Origin of the sequence: Ruminococcus champanellensis 18P13 = JCM 17042, assembly GCF_000210095.1 — a bacterium.
Lineage (GTDB): Bacteria > Bacillota > Clostridia > Oscillospirales > Ruminococcaceae > Ruminococcus_F > Ruminococcus_F champanellensis.
This window is the reverse complement of sequence record NC_021039.1, coordinates 2,385,425-2,402,333: the sequence shown is the minus strand read 5'-3', so window position 1 is coordinate 2,402,333 and position 16,909 is coordinate 2,385,425. Positions and strand designations below refer to the sequence as shown.

The following is a 16,909-nucleotide window of genomic DNA, read 5'->3' as shown; positions in this document are numbered from 1 at the left end:
ACTGCACAATCTTTGTGCGGCATTACCCATAATTATTATACACCTGTTTTGTTAAAAATGCAAGTATCTTGTTGGAGCACCGCACAAAACCGTCCCGGATCCTTTGTGCCGGAGCCTGTTCCCCTTGCAACCGCCCTTCAAGTGTGCTATAATACAGACAATGACATTCCGGGAATGGAGGATGCTTATGTCAGCAAAGGAAGAATTCATCGAGATTTACAAGGAGAACATCCACCGGGAGGGTGCGGACAGACTGCTGGAGTATCTGCACCGCAGCGATTTTTTCCGTGCTCCCTCCAGCAGCCGGTATCACGGCGCCCATGAGGGGGGACTGGTGGAGCACAGCGTGAATGTGTACCACTGCCTGAAGGATTACCTGGCACGGCCACGGGTACAGGAGCTGTATGGCATGCGCTATTCGGAGGAGACCATCGCCATTGTGGCGCTGCTCCACGATCTGTGCAAGATCGACTTTTACAAGGTCAGCACCCGGAACGTGAAGAACGACCAGGGGGTATGGGAAAAGGTGCCCTATTACACCATTGACGACGCCATGCCCTACGGTCACGGGGAAAAGTCCGTGTACATTATTTCCGGCTTTTTGTACGGAGAGGGGCGGCTCACCCGGGAGGAGGCGTTCGCCATCCGGTATCATATGGGCTTTTCCGGTACGGAGGATAAAAACACCATCGGCAGGGCGCTGGAGAAATACCCTCTTGCCATGGCGCTGAACGTGGCAGATATGGAAGCAAGCTATTTCATTGAGGGAAGCGATTCCTGATGGATGCAATTGGAGGCATACACGATGCAAAATTGGTTTGAACATGCGATCATCTATCATATTTACCCCATGGGCTTTTGCGGCGCACCCAAGGTCAACACCGGCGGGGAGCCGGTGCAGCGGCTGGACAAGGTGCTGGAGATCCTGCCCCATCTGAAGGAAATGAACGTGGACACGGTGTATTTTGGCCCGGTGTTTGAATCCGTTTCCCACGGCTATGACACCACCGACTACCGTTGCATCGACCGGCGGCTGGGCACCAATGAAGGCTTTGCCCGGATCTGTAAGACCCTGCACGAAAACGGCATCCGGGTGATCCTGGACGGGGTATTCAACCATGTGGGGCGCAGCTTTCCCCAGTTTACAGACATTCAGAAAAACGGACAGAATTCCCCCTACTGCGGCTGGTTTGACAATCTGAATTTCGGCGGCCCCAGTCCCTGTGGGGATCCCTTCTGGTACGAGGGCTGGAATGGTCACTACAATCTGGTGAAGCTGAATCTCCACAACCCGGCAGTGTGCGACTATCTGCTGGAATCCGTGGGCATGTGGATCGATCGGTTTGACATTGACGGTCTGCGGCTGGATGCGGCGGACTGCATCGACTTTGATTTCTTCCGCCGGCTGCGGCAGTACTGCAAGAGCCGGAAGCCGGATTTCTGGCTCATGGGGGAGATCATCCACGGGGACTACAAGCGTTGGGCGAACCCGGAGATGCTGGACTCCGTTACCAACTACGAGTGCTACAAGGGGATCTACTCCTCCCACAACGACAAGAACTACTTTGAGATCGATTACTCCATCAACCGGCAGTCCGGTGCCAACGGCATCTACAAGGGCATCGCCCTGTACAACTTTGTGGACAACCACGATGTGAACCGGATCGCCAGCATGCTGAACAACCCGGCGCATCTGTTCAACGTGTACACCCTGCTGTACGCCATGCCCGGGATCCCCTCCATCTACTACGGCAGTGAATACGGCATTGCCGGCAGGAAGGAGAACAATTCTGACGATCCGCTGCGTCCCTGCTATGATTACCAGGAGCTGCCCGGTGCCAACCGGGAGCTGTACCGGCACATTGTGAAGCTGGGGCGGATCTACCGGGCGTATCCGGCACTGCGCACGGGAGAATACCACACGGTCATCATCCGGAATCAGCAGGTGCTGTTTTCCAAGACCTTGCAGGATCAGACCATTTTCGTGGCACTGAACCTGAGCGATGAGGGCTACCGGTTCGAGTTCGATACGCCCATGCCGGAAATGGTGGATGTGCTCAGCGGCAGCAGCATTCCGGTCAGCGGCGGCAGAGCCTGTGCGGATGTGCCGCCTCATACGGGCATGATCCTGGTGCGGGACGATATTCTCAACCGGGAGCCGGAGCAGCCGGAGCTGGCGATGGTTCTGCCCAGGACTCTGCAGGTGGGCGGCATATACCGGCACTTCAAGGGTGGACAGTACCGGGTGCTGACAGTGGCAAAGCACAGCGAAACGCTGGAGGAGCTGGTGATCTACCAGTCCTGCGGGGAGGACGGTGCCGTATGGGCAAGACCCAAGGCCATGTTCCTGGACAGCCTGCCGGACGGCAGAGAGCGGTTCGCCCTGGAATCGAATATGTAACAGCAGGCGGTGTGGCGCAGAGCCATACCGCCTTTTGCGCAGATTACCGCTGGTTGTTCTGCTGATTCTTGTTTTGCTGCTGGTTCTGCTGATTCTGGTTGTTCTTGTTCTGCTGCTGGTTCTGGTTATTCTGATTGTTCATGACAATCTCCTTTTCTCCGCACGGACAGGCAGGGCAAAGCCCGGTGCCGCCTGTGCGGAGAGCGATACCGGTAACCGCAGCCTGTGGGAGCGAAGTAGGATTCTCGCTCCCGTCAAGTGTAGTATGGACGCTGCTTCCGCTTTTATACATTCATCCGGGCGTGTTGCAATTTGCTGTGCGTTGTGCTATAATAAATTGTATATATAGTATCGGCATTGCCGGGAATGGAGAACTATTGTGAAAATAGGACTGGATGTAGGCTCCACCACCCTCAAAAGCGTCCTGCTGGATGCGGACGGGAATATTCTATACGCTGCGTATGAACGCCATTACTCTCAGATTTCAGAAAAAATTGCCGGGATGCTTTCGGACATTGCGGAAAAATTTCCCGATCTGGACCGGGTACAGCTATGCATTTCCGGCTCTGCGGGTATGGGTATCGCCAACGATTTGCAGATTCCCTTTGTGCAGGAGGTCTATGCCACCCGGATTGCCGTTAACCGGCTGATCCCCGGTGCAGATGTAATCATTGAGCTTGGGGGAGAGGATGCAAAGATCCTGTTTCTGACCGATGAGGACGCTTCCTACGGTGGGCTGGAGGTGCGCATGAACGGCTCCTGCGCCGGGGGCACCGGTGCCTTCATCGACCAGATGGCGACCCTACTGGGGATCACCCCGGATGAGATGAATGAGGCGGCAAAGGATTACCAGAAGATCTACACCATCGCCTCCCGGTGCGGCGTGTTCGCAAAATCCGACATTCAGCCCCTGCTGAACCAGGGTGCCAAGCGGAATGACATTTCCGCCAGCATTTTTGCCGCCGTGGTGAACCAGACCGTTGCCGGTCTTGCCCAGGGCAGAGAGATCCGGGGCAAGGTGGTGTACTTGGGCGGGCCCTTGACCTTTTTGTCGGAGCTGCGTCGTGCATTTGACCATATTCTGGGAGTGGAAGGCATTTGCCCCGACCATTCTCTGTACTTTGTTGCCATGGGGGCAGCCTTTGCCGGGAACGAGGGACAGGTGTCCCTGCATGAGATCATCCGCCAGGCGGCAGCTTATCGCTCCTCCGGTACCTACGCCTTCTGCAAGCCCCTGTTCACCAGTCAGCAGGAGTATGATGCCTTTCGTAAGCGGCATAGGAAAAACTCCGCCCATATCCGCTTCGGGGATACCCCGGAAGGGGAGGTATTCCTGGGCATTGACGCAGGCTCCACCACCGTAAAGGCGGTGCTGATGGATCAGCAGCGGCGGATCATCCGCTCCGAGTACCTGCCCAACAGCGGCAACCCGGTGCCCTTGATCCGGAGCTTTCTCACCGGGCTGTATGCGGATTTCCCAACGCTCCATGTGACCGCCTCCGCTGTCACCGGATACGGGGAGGAAATGATCCGCAGCGCCTTTGGGGTGGATTTCGGCATTGTGGAAACCATCGCCCACTACACAGCGGCAAAGGAATTCCGGCCGGATGTGGATTTTATCATCGACATCGGGGGACAGGATATCAAGTGTTTTAAGATCCGGAATGGTGCCATTGACAACATCTTCCTCAATGAGGCATGCTCCTCCGGCTGCGGTTCCTTTTTACAGACCTTTGCAGGTGCCTTGGGCTATGAGATGCAGGACTTTGCCAAGCTGGGGCTGTTTGCGGAAAAGCCGGTGGATCTTGGCTCCCGGTGTACCGTGTTCATGAATTCCAGCGTCAAGCAGGCGCAAAAGGACAACGCCGGCATCGAGAACATCAGCGCCGGCTTATCCATCAGCGTGGTGAAAAATGCTCTGTACAAGGTGATCCGTGCCAACAGCGCAGACGCTTTGGGACAGCATATCGTGGTACAGGGGGGCACCTTCCTGAACGACGCCGTGCTCCGGGCATTTGAACAGGAGATCGGCAGAGAGGTGATCCGTCCCTCCATTTCCGGCTTGATGGGTGCATACGGGGCGGCGCTTTACGCCCAGGCGCACAAGGCTTCCGCCCAGGGCAGTCTGCTGGACGCCCGGCAGTTGACCCAGTTTCAGCATCAGGTGCAGGTCATCACCTGCAAGGGCTGTCCCAACGCCTGCCGGCTGACGGTGAATACCTTTGACGGCAAGCGGAAATTCATCGGGGGCAATCGGTGCGAAAAGCCCCTTGCCACCGGGAACGCCGGCAAGCACTACAATCTGTACGACTACAAGCGGGAGCTGTTGGCACAGTGCAAGGGTGTGCCCGGCAAGCGTGGCAGGATCGGCCTGCCCATGGGGCTGAATTTCTATGAGCTGCTGCCCTTCTGGCATGCCTTCTTCACGGATCTTGGCTTTGAGACCGTGACCTCTCCCCCCTCCAACCGGAAGCTGTACCTGAGCGGTCAGCATACCATCCCCTCGGACACGGTATGCTTCCCGGCAAAGCTCATGCACGGACATGTGGAAGCCCTGCTCCGGGAGCATGTGGACGCCATCTTCTACCCCTGCATGACCTATAACCTGGACGAGGGACTGGGGGACAATCACTACAACTGTCCCGTGGTGGCATACTACCCGGAGGTGATCGAAGCCAACGTGAAGGCGGTGCAGCAGGTGCCCTTTCTGTACGATTATTTAGGGCTGCATCGCCCCAAGGACTTTACAAAAAAGATCCACGCCGTGCTGTGCCGGCAGTTCGGGGAGATCCCCCTGTCAGAGGTCAAGCACGCCGTGGCGCAGGCATTCGCCGCCCATGCCGCATACCAGGAGCAGGTGCGGAAAAAGGGTGCAGAATATCTGGAAATTGCCCGGAAGGAGCATCTGCCGGTGATCGTCCTGGCAGGCAGACCCTACCACCTGGATCCGGAGATCAACCACGGCATCGACAAGCTGATCTGCTCCTGCGGTGCAGTGGTCATTACGGAGGATTCCATCAGCCATCTGGTGCAGCGGTTCAACACCCATGTGCTGGATCAGTGGACGTATCACTCCCGGCTGTATGCGGCAGCAAAATATGTGGCGGACAGCGGCGACCCCATGCTGAACCTGGTGCAGCTAGTGTCCTTCGGCTGCGGGGTGGACGCCATTACCACCGACGAAGTCCGGGAGATCCTGGAACGAGGCGGCAAGATCTACACCCAGATCAAAATTGACGAGATCACCAACCTGGGGGCGGTGAAGATCCGCCTGCGCAGCCTGTTTGCCGCATTGCAGGCGTAACGGAATACTGGTACACCGAAAGGACGGTTTATGGATACATGAGCACCAACGAACCACAGGTCTGCTTTACCAAGGAAATGCAGAAGGATTACACAATTCTCATTCCCAATATGGCGCCGCTGCATTTTGAGCTGCTTCGGGCGCTGTTCAATGCCTACGGCTATCATGTGGAGCTGCTCCGCTCCGATGGCCAGGCGGTCATTGACGCCGGACTGAAATATGTCCACAACGACACCTGCTATCCGGCACTGCTTGCCATCGGGCAGTTGATGCATGCCCTGGAAAGCGGCGCATATGATCTGGAGCATACGGCAGTGATGATTACCCAGACCGGAGGCGGATGCCGGGCGTCCAACTACATTCACCTGCTGCGGAAGGCGCTGAAAAAAGCAGGGCTGACCCATGTGCCGGTGATTTCTCTGAATATGTCCGGACTGGAGAAGGAAAGCGCATTCAAGCTGACCCTGCCGTTGCTGAAGGAGGCGGTGGCACTGCTGTCCTATGCGGATATGCTGATGATCCTGGGGAACCAGGTGCGTCCCTATGAGGTGAATCCCGGGGAAACGGATCAGTTGATCGGTCAGTGGATCCAGCAGCTTTCCGCACGGATCGTGCCCCGGCGCCCCACCAAATTTGAACAGCTGCGGCAGACCCTGTCCCAGATCAGTACTGCCTTTGCCGCCATTCCGGTGCAGCGTACCCAGAAGGTACGGGTGGGGGTGGTTGGCGAGGTGTATGCAAAATTCTCCCCCCTTGCCAACAACCACCTGGAGGAATTCCTCCGGAGCCAGGACTGCGAGGTAATGCTGCCCGGGCTCATGGGCTTTCTGATCTTCAAGGTGGATAACCGGCTGGAGGATATCAAGCTCTACGGCGGCAGTCGTGCCAAGGCCACTCTGGTGCGGTTCCTCATCAAATACCTGACCAATATCGAGTCCGTCTTTCTGGACAGCATCCGGGTCACACGGCAGTTTTCCGTGCCTGCTTCCTATATGCAGATCAAGGAAATGGTGCGGGGGATCATCGGCTACGGCAGTAAGATGGGGGAGGGCTGGTTCCTGACCGGTGAAATGCTGGAGTTGATCGCCCACGGGTATGAGAACATTGTCTGCTGTCAGCCCTTCGGCTGTCTGCCCAATCACATTGTGGGCAAGGGCATGATCCGGAAGATCAAGGCAAAAAGCCCCATTGCCAATATTGTACCCATCGACTACGATCCGGGTGCCACCCGGGTCAATCAAGAAAACCGCATCAAGCTGATGCTGGCAGTGGCACGGGAGCGGCTGGAGGCTGCATATCCTGCCCCCACAGCGGAGGTGTGACGAAATGAGGAAAGTCATCATGAAGGACTCCAACAAAAAGCAATCCCCGGCGAGCATCATCGGGGGGATCCTGTTTCTGATCGTCTTTATCGGCAGCATCATTGCCATGTATATCGCATCTCAGACCGACACCTACCTGTGTCTGGTGATCGTCTTTGGCTTTTTCGGCTTCATGTTCCTGCTGGCAGGCTTTCAGCATATCAAGCGTCTGAATGTGGGCAACCTGGTGTTCCTCACCGTGGGCCTGGAGTCCCTCATCGGCATGTTTGTGGTATACCGGCTCCGGTACGGTGATGTGGGTCAGAAAGACCGGATGCTGGAGGCTGCGCCGACCCTGGGGTGCCTGGGCTGTGCATTGTTCGGACTGGTTCTGCTGTTCGGCGGCATCATTACCCATCGGCTGAAGGAGAAGCGATGCAGCCAGGAGATTACCGCCGAGGTCATCGAAAAGGTGGTCACCTTCACCAGTACCAACAATATGACCCACAAGACTCAGACCAGATATGCGCCCCGGGTGAAATACGAATGGTTTGGCAACGAGTACGAAACCCAGGCGGAGGTTCGCCAGAGTGAACAGGATTTCGAGATTGGGGATACCATGACCATTTACATCAACCCGGAGGATCCGGAGGACGCATACTTCCCGGGCAGGAGCGCTGTGGGAGGCTCCCTGATCTTCGGTATTATTTTCCTTGCAGCGGCAGTTCTGGTGTATGTGCTGCTGCATATGCAATAAAGCAGTAAACAGAAAGCCCCGCACGATTTGCATCGTGCGGGGCTGTTTTGTTTTCGGAATCAGAGACCGCCCTTGACGTAGAACAGCTCATAGATGGACAGTGCGCAGCCTGCCAGGAAGCTGTATCTGCCGTCTGCCCGGCTGAACTCCAGCATGTCGTTTACGTCCTCCACGCCCAACAGCTCTGCCAGCTTGTTCTTCAGATAATCGAAGCAGTATTCGTTCATCTTGCAGTTGTGCAGCACTACCTTGTCGGCATAATGAGCACAGATCAGGTTGTTGATGAGCACAGCCATGGTATCCAGGGTGTAATGTGCAATCTCCTGTACGCTCTTGTCCCCGTGGGTGTATGCGTCGTTGAACAACTCCTCGGTAATGCGCTCTCTGTCGCCGCCGGTGGCGTTGTACAGGTAGGGCATGGTCTCCTGGGAGTATGCCTCCTTGATGGACTCGATTAATACATGCTCTGCCAGTTCCGCCTTGACGCTGCCATCCGGATAGTCAGGACATGACTTTCCGCCGGGACGCACGATCATCCGCTCCACCCGATCCGTGTGGATCTGGTAATCGGACATCAGACTGTTTTGGTTGAGCACAGCCAGATTGATTTTCTCGCCCAGGGCCAGCAGGATATGATTGAACCGTTTGCCCTCATGGGTTCGGTGATCCTGGGTTGCCATTGCCAGCAGCCCTACAGCATTCCCGCAAAGCACCGGCAGCTCCAGCGCCTTCTGCAACGGGTCTATCACCCTGCGGCAGTACAGTGCGCCGTCCCGGATCCTGATCCGCATCTTGCTCCACATATTGGGCATTACAGCTACGCCCAGGCCAAGGATCTTGTTCTTGCTCAGACAGCTGTTGGAAATCATATCATTGCAGGAGGAAACGATAAAGTCCATAACATCCTGGTTTGTGGTTTCCTCGCCGATGGGCATCATAGCCTTGTCCAGCACCTCTGCATCCAGGGTGGACAGACCCACGCTGACATAGCCCTCGGAGATGGTTGCACCCAGTGCGAACTTGTTGGTGGCGTTGATGCCGATGAGAATCTTTCTTCTGCCTTTCTGGAGCTTATCCAGCTCTATGGGAGCCTCGCCCAGCTCCTGCAATACGCCCTCGGAGATCATTTCATTTGTAATGATGGTAACAGCTGCACGGGTCAGCTGCAGCTGGGAGGCAATGTCCACCCGGGAAATTGCGCCGTTTTCGTGTACGACCCGCAGAATCTGAAGCCGATTCTGTCGCTTGAGGTCAAGTTTACTGATACCTCTTTGTTCCATGTTCTGCACCGCCTTGTCATATAATTTTCGATATGTGTTTATTCCGTCGCCAATGAAATGTAATGACTTTCAGCATTCAGCAGAGATTGTTTTTTATAAATCTGGTGCTTATGAATCTGATTTAGTTCACATTTATTATATCAGATATCAACACTCTACTGGTGTATATACTATGAACTATATATGTCTAAAATGTTACTTTTCGATCGCTTCTAACAAAACGCCCACCACGGGTAAAGTTAACAAAGAAAATACGGTACTTATCGCAAAGATCTGTGAAGCATATTCCGCATTTTTATCGTTCTGTACCGCAAACAGGGTGCAGGTGATAGCGGTGGGTGCGGCCATGGACAGAACCACTGTGGTAAACACCGCCGGATCCAGGGGCAGGGCAAAGAACATGCCTATGGTGAGCAGAGGCATCAGCAGCAGCTTGTACCCGGCAATCAGATATACCCGCTTTTGCAGCAGTGCCTGCTTCAGACTGCCCTGGGCGATGGTGGCACCGGCAACCAGCATGGCAAGGGGCGTGTTCATGCCGGCAATCTGCTCTAAGGTTTCTGACAGAAAGCCCGGCAGGGTGATCCTGCCGAAAAACAGGATCATGCCCAGGGGGATTGCCAGAATGGCAGGGGAACGCAGCACATGCAGCAGGGAACGGGGATCCCGGCTGCCGGTAACGGACATGATGCCATGGGTCCAGATCAGCAGGTTGAATACGGTAAGGAAGGCGGTCAGATAAAAGACCCCCTCATACCCTAGCAGTGCCTTTACCAGAGGGATCCCCATAAAGCCGCAGTTGGAATATACGGCGGACAGCCGCTCCACGGCGGTTTCCCTGCCGGGCTTGTTCCGGATCAGCAGGGTGGCGAGCCCGATGCCTGCCCCCATGGCAACGGCGGACAGGAGAAATGTCCATCCCAGATTCTGCACCAGCCGCAGCTCCAGCTCCCGGTGATAGGCAAGCAGGATCACGATGGGGTTGACCACCTGCAATACGATGCCGGACAGCTCCTTGACGCCCCGGTCTGTGAGCAGATGCAGCCTGTAGCACAGCATGCCGGCGAGGATCAGCAATAGCATGATGGCGACCTGGTTGGTGAGGATGGATACCATGGAAAAGCTCCTTTCAAAACAGAACTGCCGCAGACTGCGGCAGTTGGTGTCAGAATATGTTGATGATCATGGTGCAGGCGTAGAATACCACCAGCACGCACCAGAACACTGCCTGCATGAGTCTGCACATCCATTCCGGCGCAAAGGGCGGTTTTTTCCGGCGGATCCGCCGGATCACCAGATACCCGGCGGCAGCCAGCGCACCGGCTATGGTGATGCCCAGGGCGAAGCGGAAGCCTCGTGGCACGAAATGCAGTTGGATCTGATTCTCGCCTGGCTCTACGGGAATTGCCATAAAGCAGCCGTCAATGGTCTGGATCTCACAGGGCTTGCCGTTGACGGTGGCGGTGAAGCCCGGATCCCAGGGAATCGCCAGGTACAGGTAGGAGGGGCCGTCCGCTGTGCAGGATGCGGTAATGTCATTGCCGGAGTCCGTTACATAGGCACCGTTGACCTGCTCCAGCGCCCGTTCCATACCATCCAGGTCGATGCCGAATACCCCCATGGAGGATACGGAGATATTGTGCCGCAGTACCACCCGGACGGTGACGTTCTGATTCTCCATCACCCCAAGCTCCAGCAAGCCGTTGCTTTTCTTTTCCGGATAATCCAGGGTCACGAAATGGCCGTTGATGCTGACCGCCACGGATTCGTAGGTATCGGATACAATGGGCGCACCCTCGCAGGTGTCGAACAGGTCAAAGTACAGTGCCTGTCTGCCGGAAACGAAAAAGCTGTAGGAAATGGAGTGATCGGCGCTTTCGCCCACGATATTTACATTGTGCTTGCCGTTCGCATACTCATAGGCGGCGTGGCTCTCCTTCGTAGGCTCGTAGCTGGTGATCATGCTGTCCGTGCCAAACCACGCCCTTGCCAGCGCCTTCTGGTCAGCGATCCGGTCATTGCCTGTGATACCGTTCAGCAGGGCGGGATCGCCGGACTGCACCGTACCTACGGGCATGCAAAGCTGGTTTTTTGCCAGGCTCAAGCCGCAGTCTGTGGTGGTGGTAAGGGTCTGCCAGGGGGCAAACTCATCCTCCAGACCGAAAATATACCGGTTGGCGAGAATGGCATCCGACAGCACTGTGCCGCCGGTGGTGCCAATCTCCATCCAGTAGGAGCTGTACCCCATCTTCTTCATCATCTGCATGGTACGGGAGGCAGTCAGAGAGGTGTAGTGCCCGATGGTATTGTATCCAATGGCACCGATCATATTTACATGGCTGTACTTCCGCTCCATCCGCACCCGGTAATAATCCGGGTCATCGGCGAGCTCCGACAGGCTCAGAGTCTGGGCGTAGAGGGTATCCTCCACAGCGGGACGGGCAATGTACACCGACAGATTCAGTCCGCTTTCCAGGGCGAACAGCAGGGACAGGGACACGGTAAGGATCCGCTGGGACAGGAGTCCCTCCCGGTAGAACCGGATGCCGCAGTAGTAGCCGAACAGGGCAATGGATGCAGGGATCAGCAGCAGGAAGAAGGATGCCACACTGTGCCAAAGGGTGTCCGTGTAGCTGCATATGGTGTTGTACCACTGGGTGCACAGGATCACGATGGATACGGTCAGAGCAATCAGAATCCCCACCATGGCATAAGCAGCCCGGATGTGTCCCCGCCCCTGGGCAGGGGGCGGCGCCGGCTGGGCGGTGAGGATCTCCGCTACCAGGCTCAGACCCAGCAGCACGGTGATATACCCGTACCGGAGGGGATAGCACTGGTAGCTGCCCGTGTGCCAGAGCAGATTCACCGGCTCCAGCAGTACCGGGATCAGCATGAGCATATACATCCACTTGGTGTGGGGCGTGACGGATGCCCGGCGCTTGCCGAACAGGAAAAACAGAGGCACCAGGCAGATGGTGGTACACATGAGCAGGGCGATCTTGTCCCCGATGCTTTTGAACACCAAAGTCTCCCGGAGCTTCTCCATGGTGGTGCCCACTCTGCCGGAGTCCATGACCTGTAGCAGGGAGGGGAGCCAGATCACAGCCGTGATCAGCAGGGCGCATGCGCTGGCGTACACGAACCGGAAGGCGATCTGCCGCCGCCGTGTCTGATCGGACATGAAGTAATACTGCAGCCCTACATATAATATAAGGAATATGCCGATGCTGAAACCCAGATAGTACAGCACCGCTACACAGGCACTGCATGCGCAGATATACCCCAGCATTTTTCCGTCCCGGATGAGAGCGTCCAGAGAGAGCATCAGCAGGGGAAACAGGTACAGCAGATCCAGCCACACCAGGTTTTGATAATACAGCAATCCGTAGCCGCATAGCCCGTAGGTCAGGCTCAGCAGCAGCATCCAGGAGGTGCGCAGAGCGGGATACCGACGCCGCAGATACCAGCCGGCGCTCCAGGCGGCAACCGCCAGCTTCAGCATCACCAGCAGATTCATCAGAGTGAGCATCTGGGATTCCTGCACCAGGCATACCAGCAGGGAGAAGGGGCTTGCCACAAAGAAGAAGTAGACCCCCCACATATTCATGCCTCCGGCGTTTCCTCCGGTGTAGAACATACTGCCGTCTCCGGTGAGTACATGCCGCAGGTCCAGCATCAGGGGGATGACCTGCTGCTCCATGTCGCACCAGGCAATGCTTTTGGTGCCGAAGGGGGCAATGCCGCAGACGGTGTAGAAGATGCTGAAAATCAGCAGCATCACCACCGGGGGGAGCAGCCCGCGTATCCATTTATTGTTCATAGGTATAATCCTCGAATTCTGAAAGATTCGGCACACTGCACAAGCCTGCGCAAGGGAGCCTTCCGCCTGCTGCACAGGCATCTTATTCTATTGTACAGGCTTTCGCTATGAAAGTCAAGAAACGGAAATATCAAAAATGTGCGAAAAAGGGGTTGACAAAATTGGCGGACTGTGCTAAAATAATAAAGCTGATTCATGTAATCGGTGTATCCGCCATACATGGAGAGGTGTCCGAGTGGTTTAAGGAGCTGGTCTTGAAAACCAGTGATCCCGCAAGGGACCGTGGGTTCGAATCCCACCCTCTCCGCCAACACCCTTGAGAGGATACAACGCTGCCATTGGAGAAATACCCAAGTGGTGAAGGGGCTCCCCTGCTAAGGGAGTAGGTCGGGAAACCGGCGCGAGGGTTCAAATCCCTCTTTCTCCGCCATAAGTCCACCGTATTTTTGATAGAATTACGGTGGACTTTTTCTATGCCCGAAAACCGCTTGAAATAAGGCTTTTCGGCTATTCCGCACATAAGCGAACCCCGCTGCAGAGCAATTCTGCGGCGGGGTTTCGTGCGTTTTATAGGGTTCGTGGACTTCTATGCCGTTGTAATCGTTAAACGGCTGAGGTAATCGTTAAATCACAGAGGCATTCGTTAAATTGCAGGGATAATCGTTGAATTAGAAGGGAATTAAAAAATCAAAACACTCACAACCTCTATTCGCATAGTTTCATTTGGGGGGCAAAAACAGCATCACAGGTTGTGTTCGCATGGATTTTTAACCTGTGATTGTCATGCTGCACCTCCGTTATTTTGAGTCTCCGTGCAGTTCGCGATAGAGCCGCTCGGCAAGCGCCTGCTGGATGATGCGATATTTCTCGGCATCAAGGAACAACTGCTCATAAGCCTCCGTGTTTTCCATATAAGCCTGCTGTGCGGTTGTGTCAAAGATACCGGGGAAAATACTTCGCTCATAAACTTGCCGATCATTGCTTTTAGCAGCTTTTTTGACTTTTGCATCCTGGCGCATTTTTGTATAAAGAGTATCCACCATAACGCGGTCAGCATCTGTGAAGTCACCAAAGAATTCTTCGTTGATTCTGGCAATGATCTCATCGAGCGGACTAAGTCTGTCTTTCTGTCCTCCGGCGCGTTTCGGTTGAGTTGGCTTCCAGGAGCCGGGAGTAGCCTCCAGCTCAATCGCTCCTTCATAAGTCTTTTCAAGGCGGTAGTATTCCAGTTTCACGCGGTTGTCGAGGTCAAACGGCTGCGTCTTGTCGGACGGGAGCAGCTTGGCAAGGTAAGAGCAGAGAATGTATTCCTTATGAAGTTCCTTATCGAACATCCTTGTAATCTGCGAAATGTAGTTATACCATTTCACGAATGCACGGACTTCTCTGCGGAACTGATACCGCTGTTCCTGATTAAGCTGATTGTACTTGTCCGCGACAGGTTTGAGGATATTGGAGATTTTGCCCTGTGTCGCATTCGCCTTACGGACATCGGGATCGAAGTAAATCTGTGATACCGCTTCAATATCAGCATCCGTATAAACTTTAAAGTCGCGCAGGATTTTCTGCGTGGTGTAAATAAGGTCAAAGTTGATTTCTTCGTCAAGGCTCGTTTCCTGATAGAACTGCTGAAACGCCTCGCGGATGCGGTCAACATCATTCACGAAGTCAAGGACATAGGTATCCACCTTGCCGGGATAAGTTCTGTTCAGACGGCTCAATGTCTGAACGGCTTTTACATCGCGCAGTTCCTTATCCACGATCATGGTGTGCAGGAGAGGCTCATCAAAACCCGTCTGATACTTCTCGGCAACGATAAGGATATCGCCTTCATCGTGGAATACGCTCTTTGTCTGGCTCTCTTTGACGCGGTTTCCGTTGCTGTCCACGTTCATGGAGCTTTCGGTGTATTCCGGGCTGTTGGGGTCATCCGGGTCTTTCAGGCTTCCGCTGAACGCAATCATAATCTCGATATCGTCATAATCGTTCTGCTCCAGATACCGCTTGATTTCATGGTAGTAACGGACAGCCGCAAGACGGGATGCGGTGACAACCATCATCTTTCCGAGGCCGCCGATCTTGTGCTTGGTAACATCGCGGAAGGTTTCCACGATGATGGCCGCTTTCTGTGCGAGATTATGTGGGTGCAGCTCCTCGTAGCGGCGAATGGTACGCACGGCTTTGGAAGTCGGAACATCCGGGTTGTCCGGTACGTTCTTTGCAATCTGATAGCACATCTTATAGGTGGTATAGTTCGCCAGCACATCCAGGATAAAGCCTTCCTCAATAGCCTGCCGCATTGAATAGATGTGGAAAGGATGGAAAGAGCCGTCCGGCTGCGGTTCACCAAAAATTTCGAGGGTCTTGCCCTTTGGTGTGGCCGTGAAAGCGAAGAAGCTCAAATTCTTGTGCTTGCCCTGACTGAGCATATTGAATCCTTTTGCGCATGATGGGACCAATTGAAGCGGTCGAGGCTGGTACGCCATAATAGTCGCACACCTTCTTATAAGAAAAGCGGAAGGTCCCGTCGGCCAACGCATCCGACAGCCGGTTGGTATATCGGCAACCCTTATCACCAAAATCAATAGGCTCCGGAAAGACGCTGTTGTTGCAGCCATCGCAGCGAAGGTATGTCTGATAGAAGGTCAGGTCGAATACCCGGAATCCCTTCTCGTCATCATCGACTGGGTCTTTATCCCACAATATATCTTTGAATGTCCTTTTTACAACCTTGGAGCATCTCGTTTTTGTTGAACCGCAGGCAGGACACGGAAGCTTATCGTCCGAAAAGTAGCGTTTGTGAACGGCATAGTAATGGCTGTCGGTGCTGGCCTTCAATACAAGAAGATCGGGAATGCCGAGAGCTTCCGTCATAGGCTTGGACACATCTTTTTCTTTATATCGTCTCTTACCCAAGGGCACACTCCTCCCATTTTCGAGTCTACATCTTATTATACCACCAAAAACCGAACAAATCAAGACTTTATTTCAATTTTGCCACCACAATATAAACGACACAATTTCAGTTAAAATGTACATTCTGCTATAATTAGAGCATGAGAAAAGGCCACTCGGTCAGGAAGGAGGAACCGATATAGGCGAAGGATTTAGAGAGATCAGAAACAGCGACAACAGACTGCTCTGCATGGCAAACGACAGCACGGGCGAGGTTGAGACACAGGGGCCGCACCACTCTTCCTACATCTTCAGCATTCCTATCGGCGGGGCATTCACAGTCGTTCGGGATAATCTCAAGTCGCTGGTGACAAGGACAGCTACAGCATTTACCGTGGCAGATTACACACTCGCTACCTAACGCGGCAAAGAAAAAACAAATAGGCGAATCCACAGAGCTGCGAGACGGCCAGGATTTAGCCTCCCCTTTACGGGGTGAGCTATATCCCGGTCGTCTTTTGTTTTTCCCGAAGATCTGAAAAAACCTTATATACCCTTGGGGCAAGTAGCCCCACCAAATTTTATCTCAAAGCCTTGAGATGCGCATTAGAGGCGGCGGGATACATAGAGAACCGAAAACCCCAACAAGGATTTTTTGAACTCGATGTACCCACCGTGCTTTGCCATGCCTTCTTGTAGGTTCTGTCTGCCGGTGTTGTCCATCGTGACCACAGGCTCTTTTTGTGCCCCGACCGCTCAGTGCCGTCTCAAGCGGAAAGGACACATTATGAAAATCAAGTATGAATTTGCAACCGAAACAGTTGAGGTTGAAGTATCCGAAGAACTCGGAACAGTCATTGTTGACCTGGACCGCCGGGAGTACAACATCAACCACAAGGAAACCCGCCGTCATTGTTCTCTTGATGCCTTTAATTTGGATGACACTCTGTTTCCGTCTGATGAGAATGTTGAAGCAGAAACGGAAACAAAGGATCAGTACCGCAGACTGTATGACGCTATGGCGCAAAAACATCCATTATCAGCTCCACCACCGGCTGGATCGAGCAGATGGTGCTGGTGCCGGATACAGAAGCAGTCAACGTCATCACCTGGACCGGAGACGTGTCCGGCGTGAAAATCACAAAGAATGA

10 protein-coding genes and 2 tRNA genes are annotated in these 16,909 nt (G+C 54.4%); 7 read left to right on the top strand and 5 right to left on the bottom strand.

Going from position 1 to position 16,909, the window contains the following annotated elements:
* Positions 1–187 precede the first annotated feature (187 nt).
* The 5 genes from RUM_RS11000 to RUM_RS10980 all read left to right on the top strand — a co-directional run bounded on the left by RUM_RS11000 (position 188) and on the right by RUM_RS10980 (position 7,763).
* Positions 188–781, top strand: a complete 594-nt coding sequence (locus RUM_RS11000) for an HD domain-containing protein (protein WP_015559168.1) — start codon at positions 188–190, stop codon at positions 779–781.
* A gap of 24 nt (positions 782–805) precedes the next feature.
* Positions 806–2,401, top strand: a complete 1,596-nt coding sequence (locus tag RUM_RS10995; RefSeq protein ID WP_015559167.1) for a DUF1653 domain-containing protein — start codon at positions 806–808, stop codon at positions 2,399–2,401.
* Positions 2,402–2,780: 379 nt separating this feature from the next.
* Positions 2,781–5,705, top strand: coding sequence for an acyl-CoA dehydratase activase-related protein (locus RUM_RS10990; protein WP_081460061.1), 2,925 nt, complete (start codon positions 2,781–2,783; stop codon positions 5,703–5,705).
* Between the two features lie 38 nt (positions 5,706–5,743).
* Entirely contained in the window at positions 5,744–7,027 is a 1,284-nt protein-coding gene (locus RUM_RS13185; protein ID WP_015559165.1) for a 2-hydroxyacyl-CoA dehydratase, read from the top strand.
* Positions 7,028–7,031: 4 nt separating this feature from the next.
* Positions 7,032–7,763: a DUF3592 domain-containing protein gene (locus RUM_RS10980; protein ID WP_015559164.1), complete on the top strand. Its 732-nt coding sequence runs from the start codon at positions 7,032–7,034 to the stop codon at positions 7,761–7,763.
* A 59-nt stretch (positions 7,764–7,822) separates the two neighbouring features.
* Here the strand turns inward: RUM_RS10980 and RUM_RS10975 are convergent, their stop codons facing one another.
* The 3 genes from RUM_RS10975 to RUM_RS10965 all read right to left on the bottom strand — a co-directional run bounded on the left by RUM_RS10975 (position 7,823) and on the right by RUM_RS10965 (position 12,863).
* Entirely contained in the window at positions 7,823–9,043 is a 1,221-nt protein-coding gene (locus RUM_RS10975; RefSeq protein ID WP_015559163.1) for an ROK family transcriptional regulator, read from the bottom strand.
* Between the two features lie 195 nt (positions 9,044–9,238).
* Positions 9,239–10,159, bottom strand: a complete 921-nt coding sequence (locus tag RUM_RS10970) for an AEC family transporter (RefSeq protein WP_015559162.1) — start codon at positions 10,157–10,159, stop codon at positions 9,239–9,241.
* A gap of 49 nt (positions 10,160–10,208) precedes the next feature.
* Positions 10,209–12,863, bottom strand: coding sequence for a YfhO family protein (locus RUM_RS10965; RefSeq protein WP_015559161.1), 2,655 nt, complete (start codon positions 12,861–12,863; stop codon positions 10,209–10,211).
* Between the two features lie 221 nt (positions 12,864–13,084).
* Between RUM_RS10965 and RUM_RS10960 the strand changes: the two genes are divergently transcribed.
* Both RUM_RS10960 and RUM_RS10955 read left to right on the top strand, forming a co-directional pair.
* Positions 13,085–13,173, top strand: a tRNA-Ser gene (locus tag RUM_RS10960).
* 30 nt (positions 13,174–13,203) lie between these two features.
* Positions 13,204–13,293: transfer RNA gene (locus RUM_RS10955), tRNA-Ser, on the top strand.
* A gap of 367 nt (positions 13,294–13,660) precedes the next feature.
* Here RUM_RS10955 and RUM_RS10950 read toward each other — a convergent pair.
* Together RUM_RS10950 and RUM_RS10945 are read right to left on the bottom strand one after the other, a co-directional pair.
* On the bottom strand, positions 13,661–15,292 hold the full coding sequence (locus RUM_RS10950) for a type I restriction enzyme subunit R domain-containing protein (RefSeq protein ID WP_041326813.1): 1,632 nt from the start codon (positions 15,290–15,292) through the stop codon (positions 13,661–13,663).
* Positions 15,207–15,779: a hypothetical protein gene (locus tag RUM_RS10945; RefSeq protein WP_175577003.1), complete on the bottom strand. Its 573-nt coding sequence runs from the start codon at positions 15,777–15,779 to the stop codon at positions 15,207–15,209. Before RUM_RS10945 ends, RUM_RS10950 begins: the two co-directional genes overlap by 86 nt.
* Positions 15,780–16,909 lie beyond the last annotated feature (1,130 nt).

Bases quoted from the DNA above. Each gene is read 5' to 3' on its own strand.
- RUM_RS10965 (WP_015559161.1), bottom strand. From the start codon at position 12,863: ATGAACAATAAATGGATACGCGGGCTGCTCCCCCCGGTGGTGATGCTG.
- RUM_RS10950 (WP_041326813.1), bottom strand. From the start codon at position 15,292: ATGCTCAGTCAGGGCAAGCACAAGAATTTGAGCTTCTTCGCTTTCACG.
- RUM_RS10980 (WP_015559164.1), top strand. From the start codon at position 7,032: ATGAGGAAAGTCATCATGAAGGACTCCAACAAAAAGCAATCCCCGGCG.
- RUM_RS10970 (WP_015559162.1), bottom strand. From the start codon at position 10,159: ATGGTATCCATCCTCACCAACCAGGTCGCCATCATGCTATTGCTGATC.
- RUM_RS11000 (WP_015559168.1), top strand. From the start codon at position 188: ATGTCAGCAAAGGAAGAATTCATCGAGATTTACAAGGAGAACATCCAC.
- RUM_RS10975 (WP_015559163.1), bottom strand. From the start codon at position 9,043: ATGGAACAAAGAGGTATCAGTAAACTTGACCTCAAGCGACAGAATCGG.
- RUM_RS10995 (WP_015559167.1), top strand. From the start codon at position 806: ATGCAAAATTGGTTTGAACATGCGATCATCTATCATATTTACCCCATG.
- RUM_RS13185 (WP_015559165.1), top strand. From the start codon at position 5,744: ATGAGCACCAACGAACCACAGGTCTGCTTTACCAAGGAAATGCAGAAG.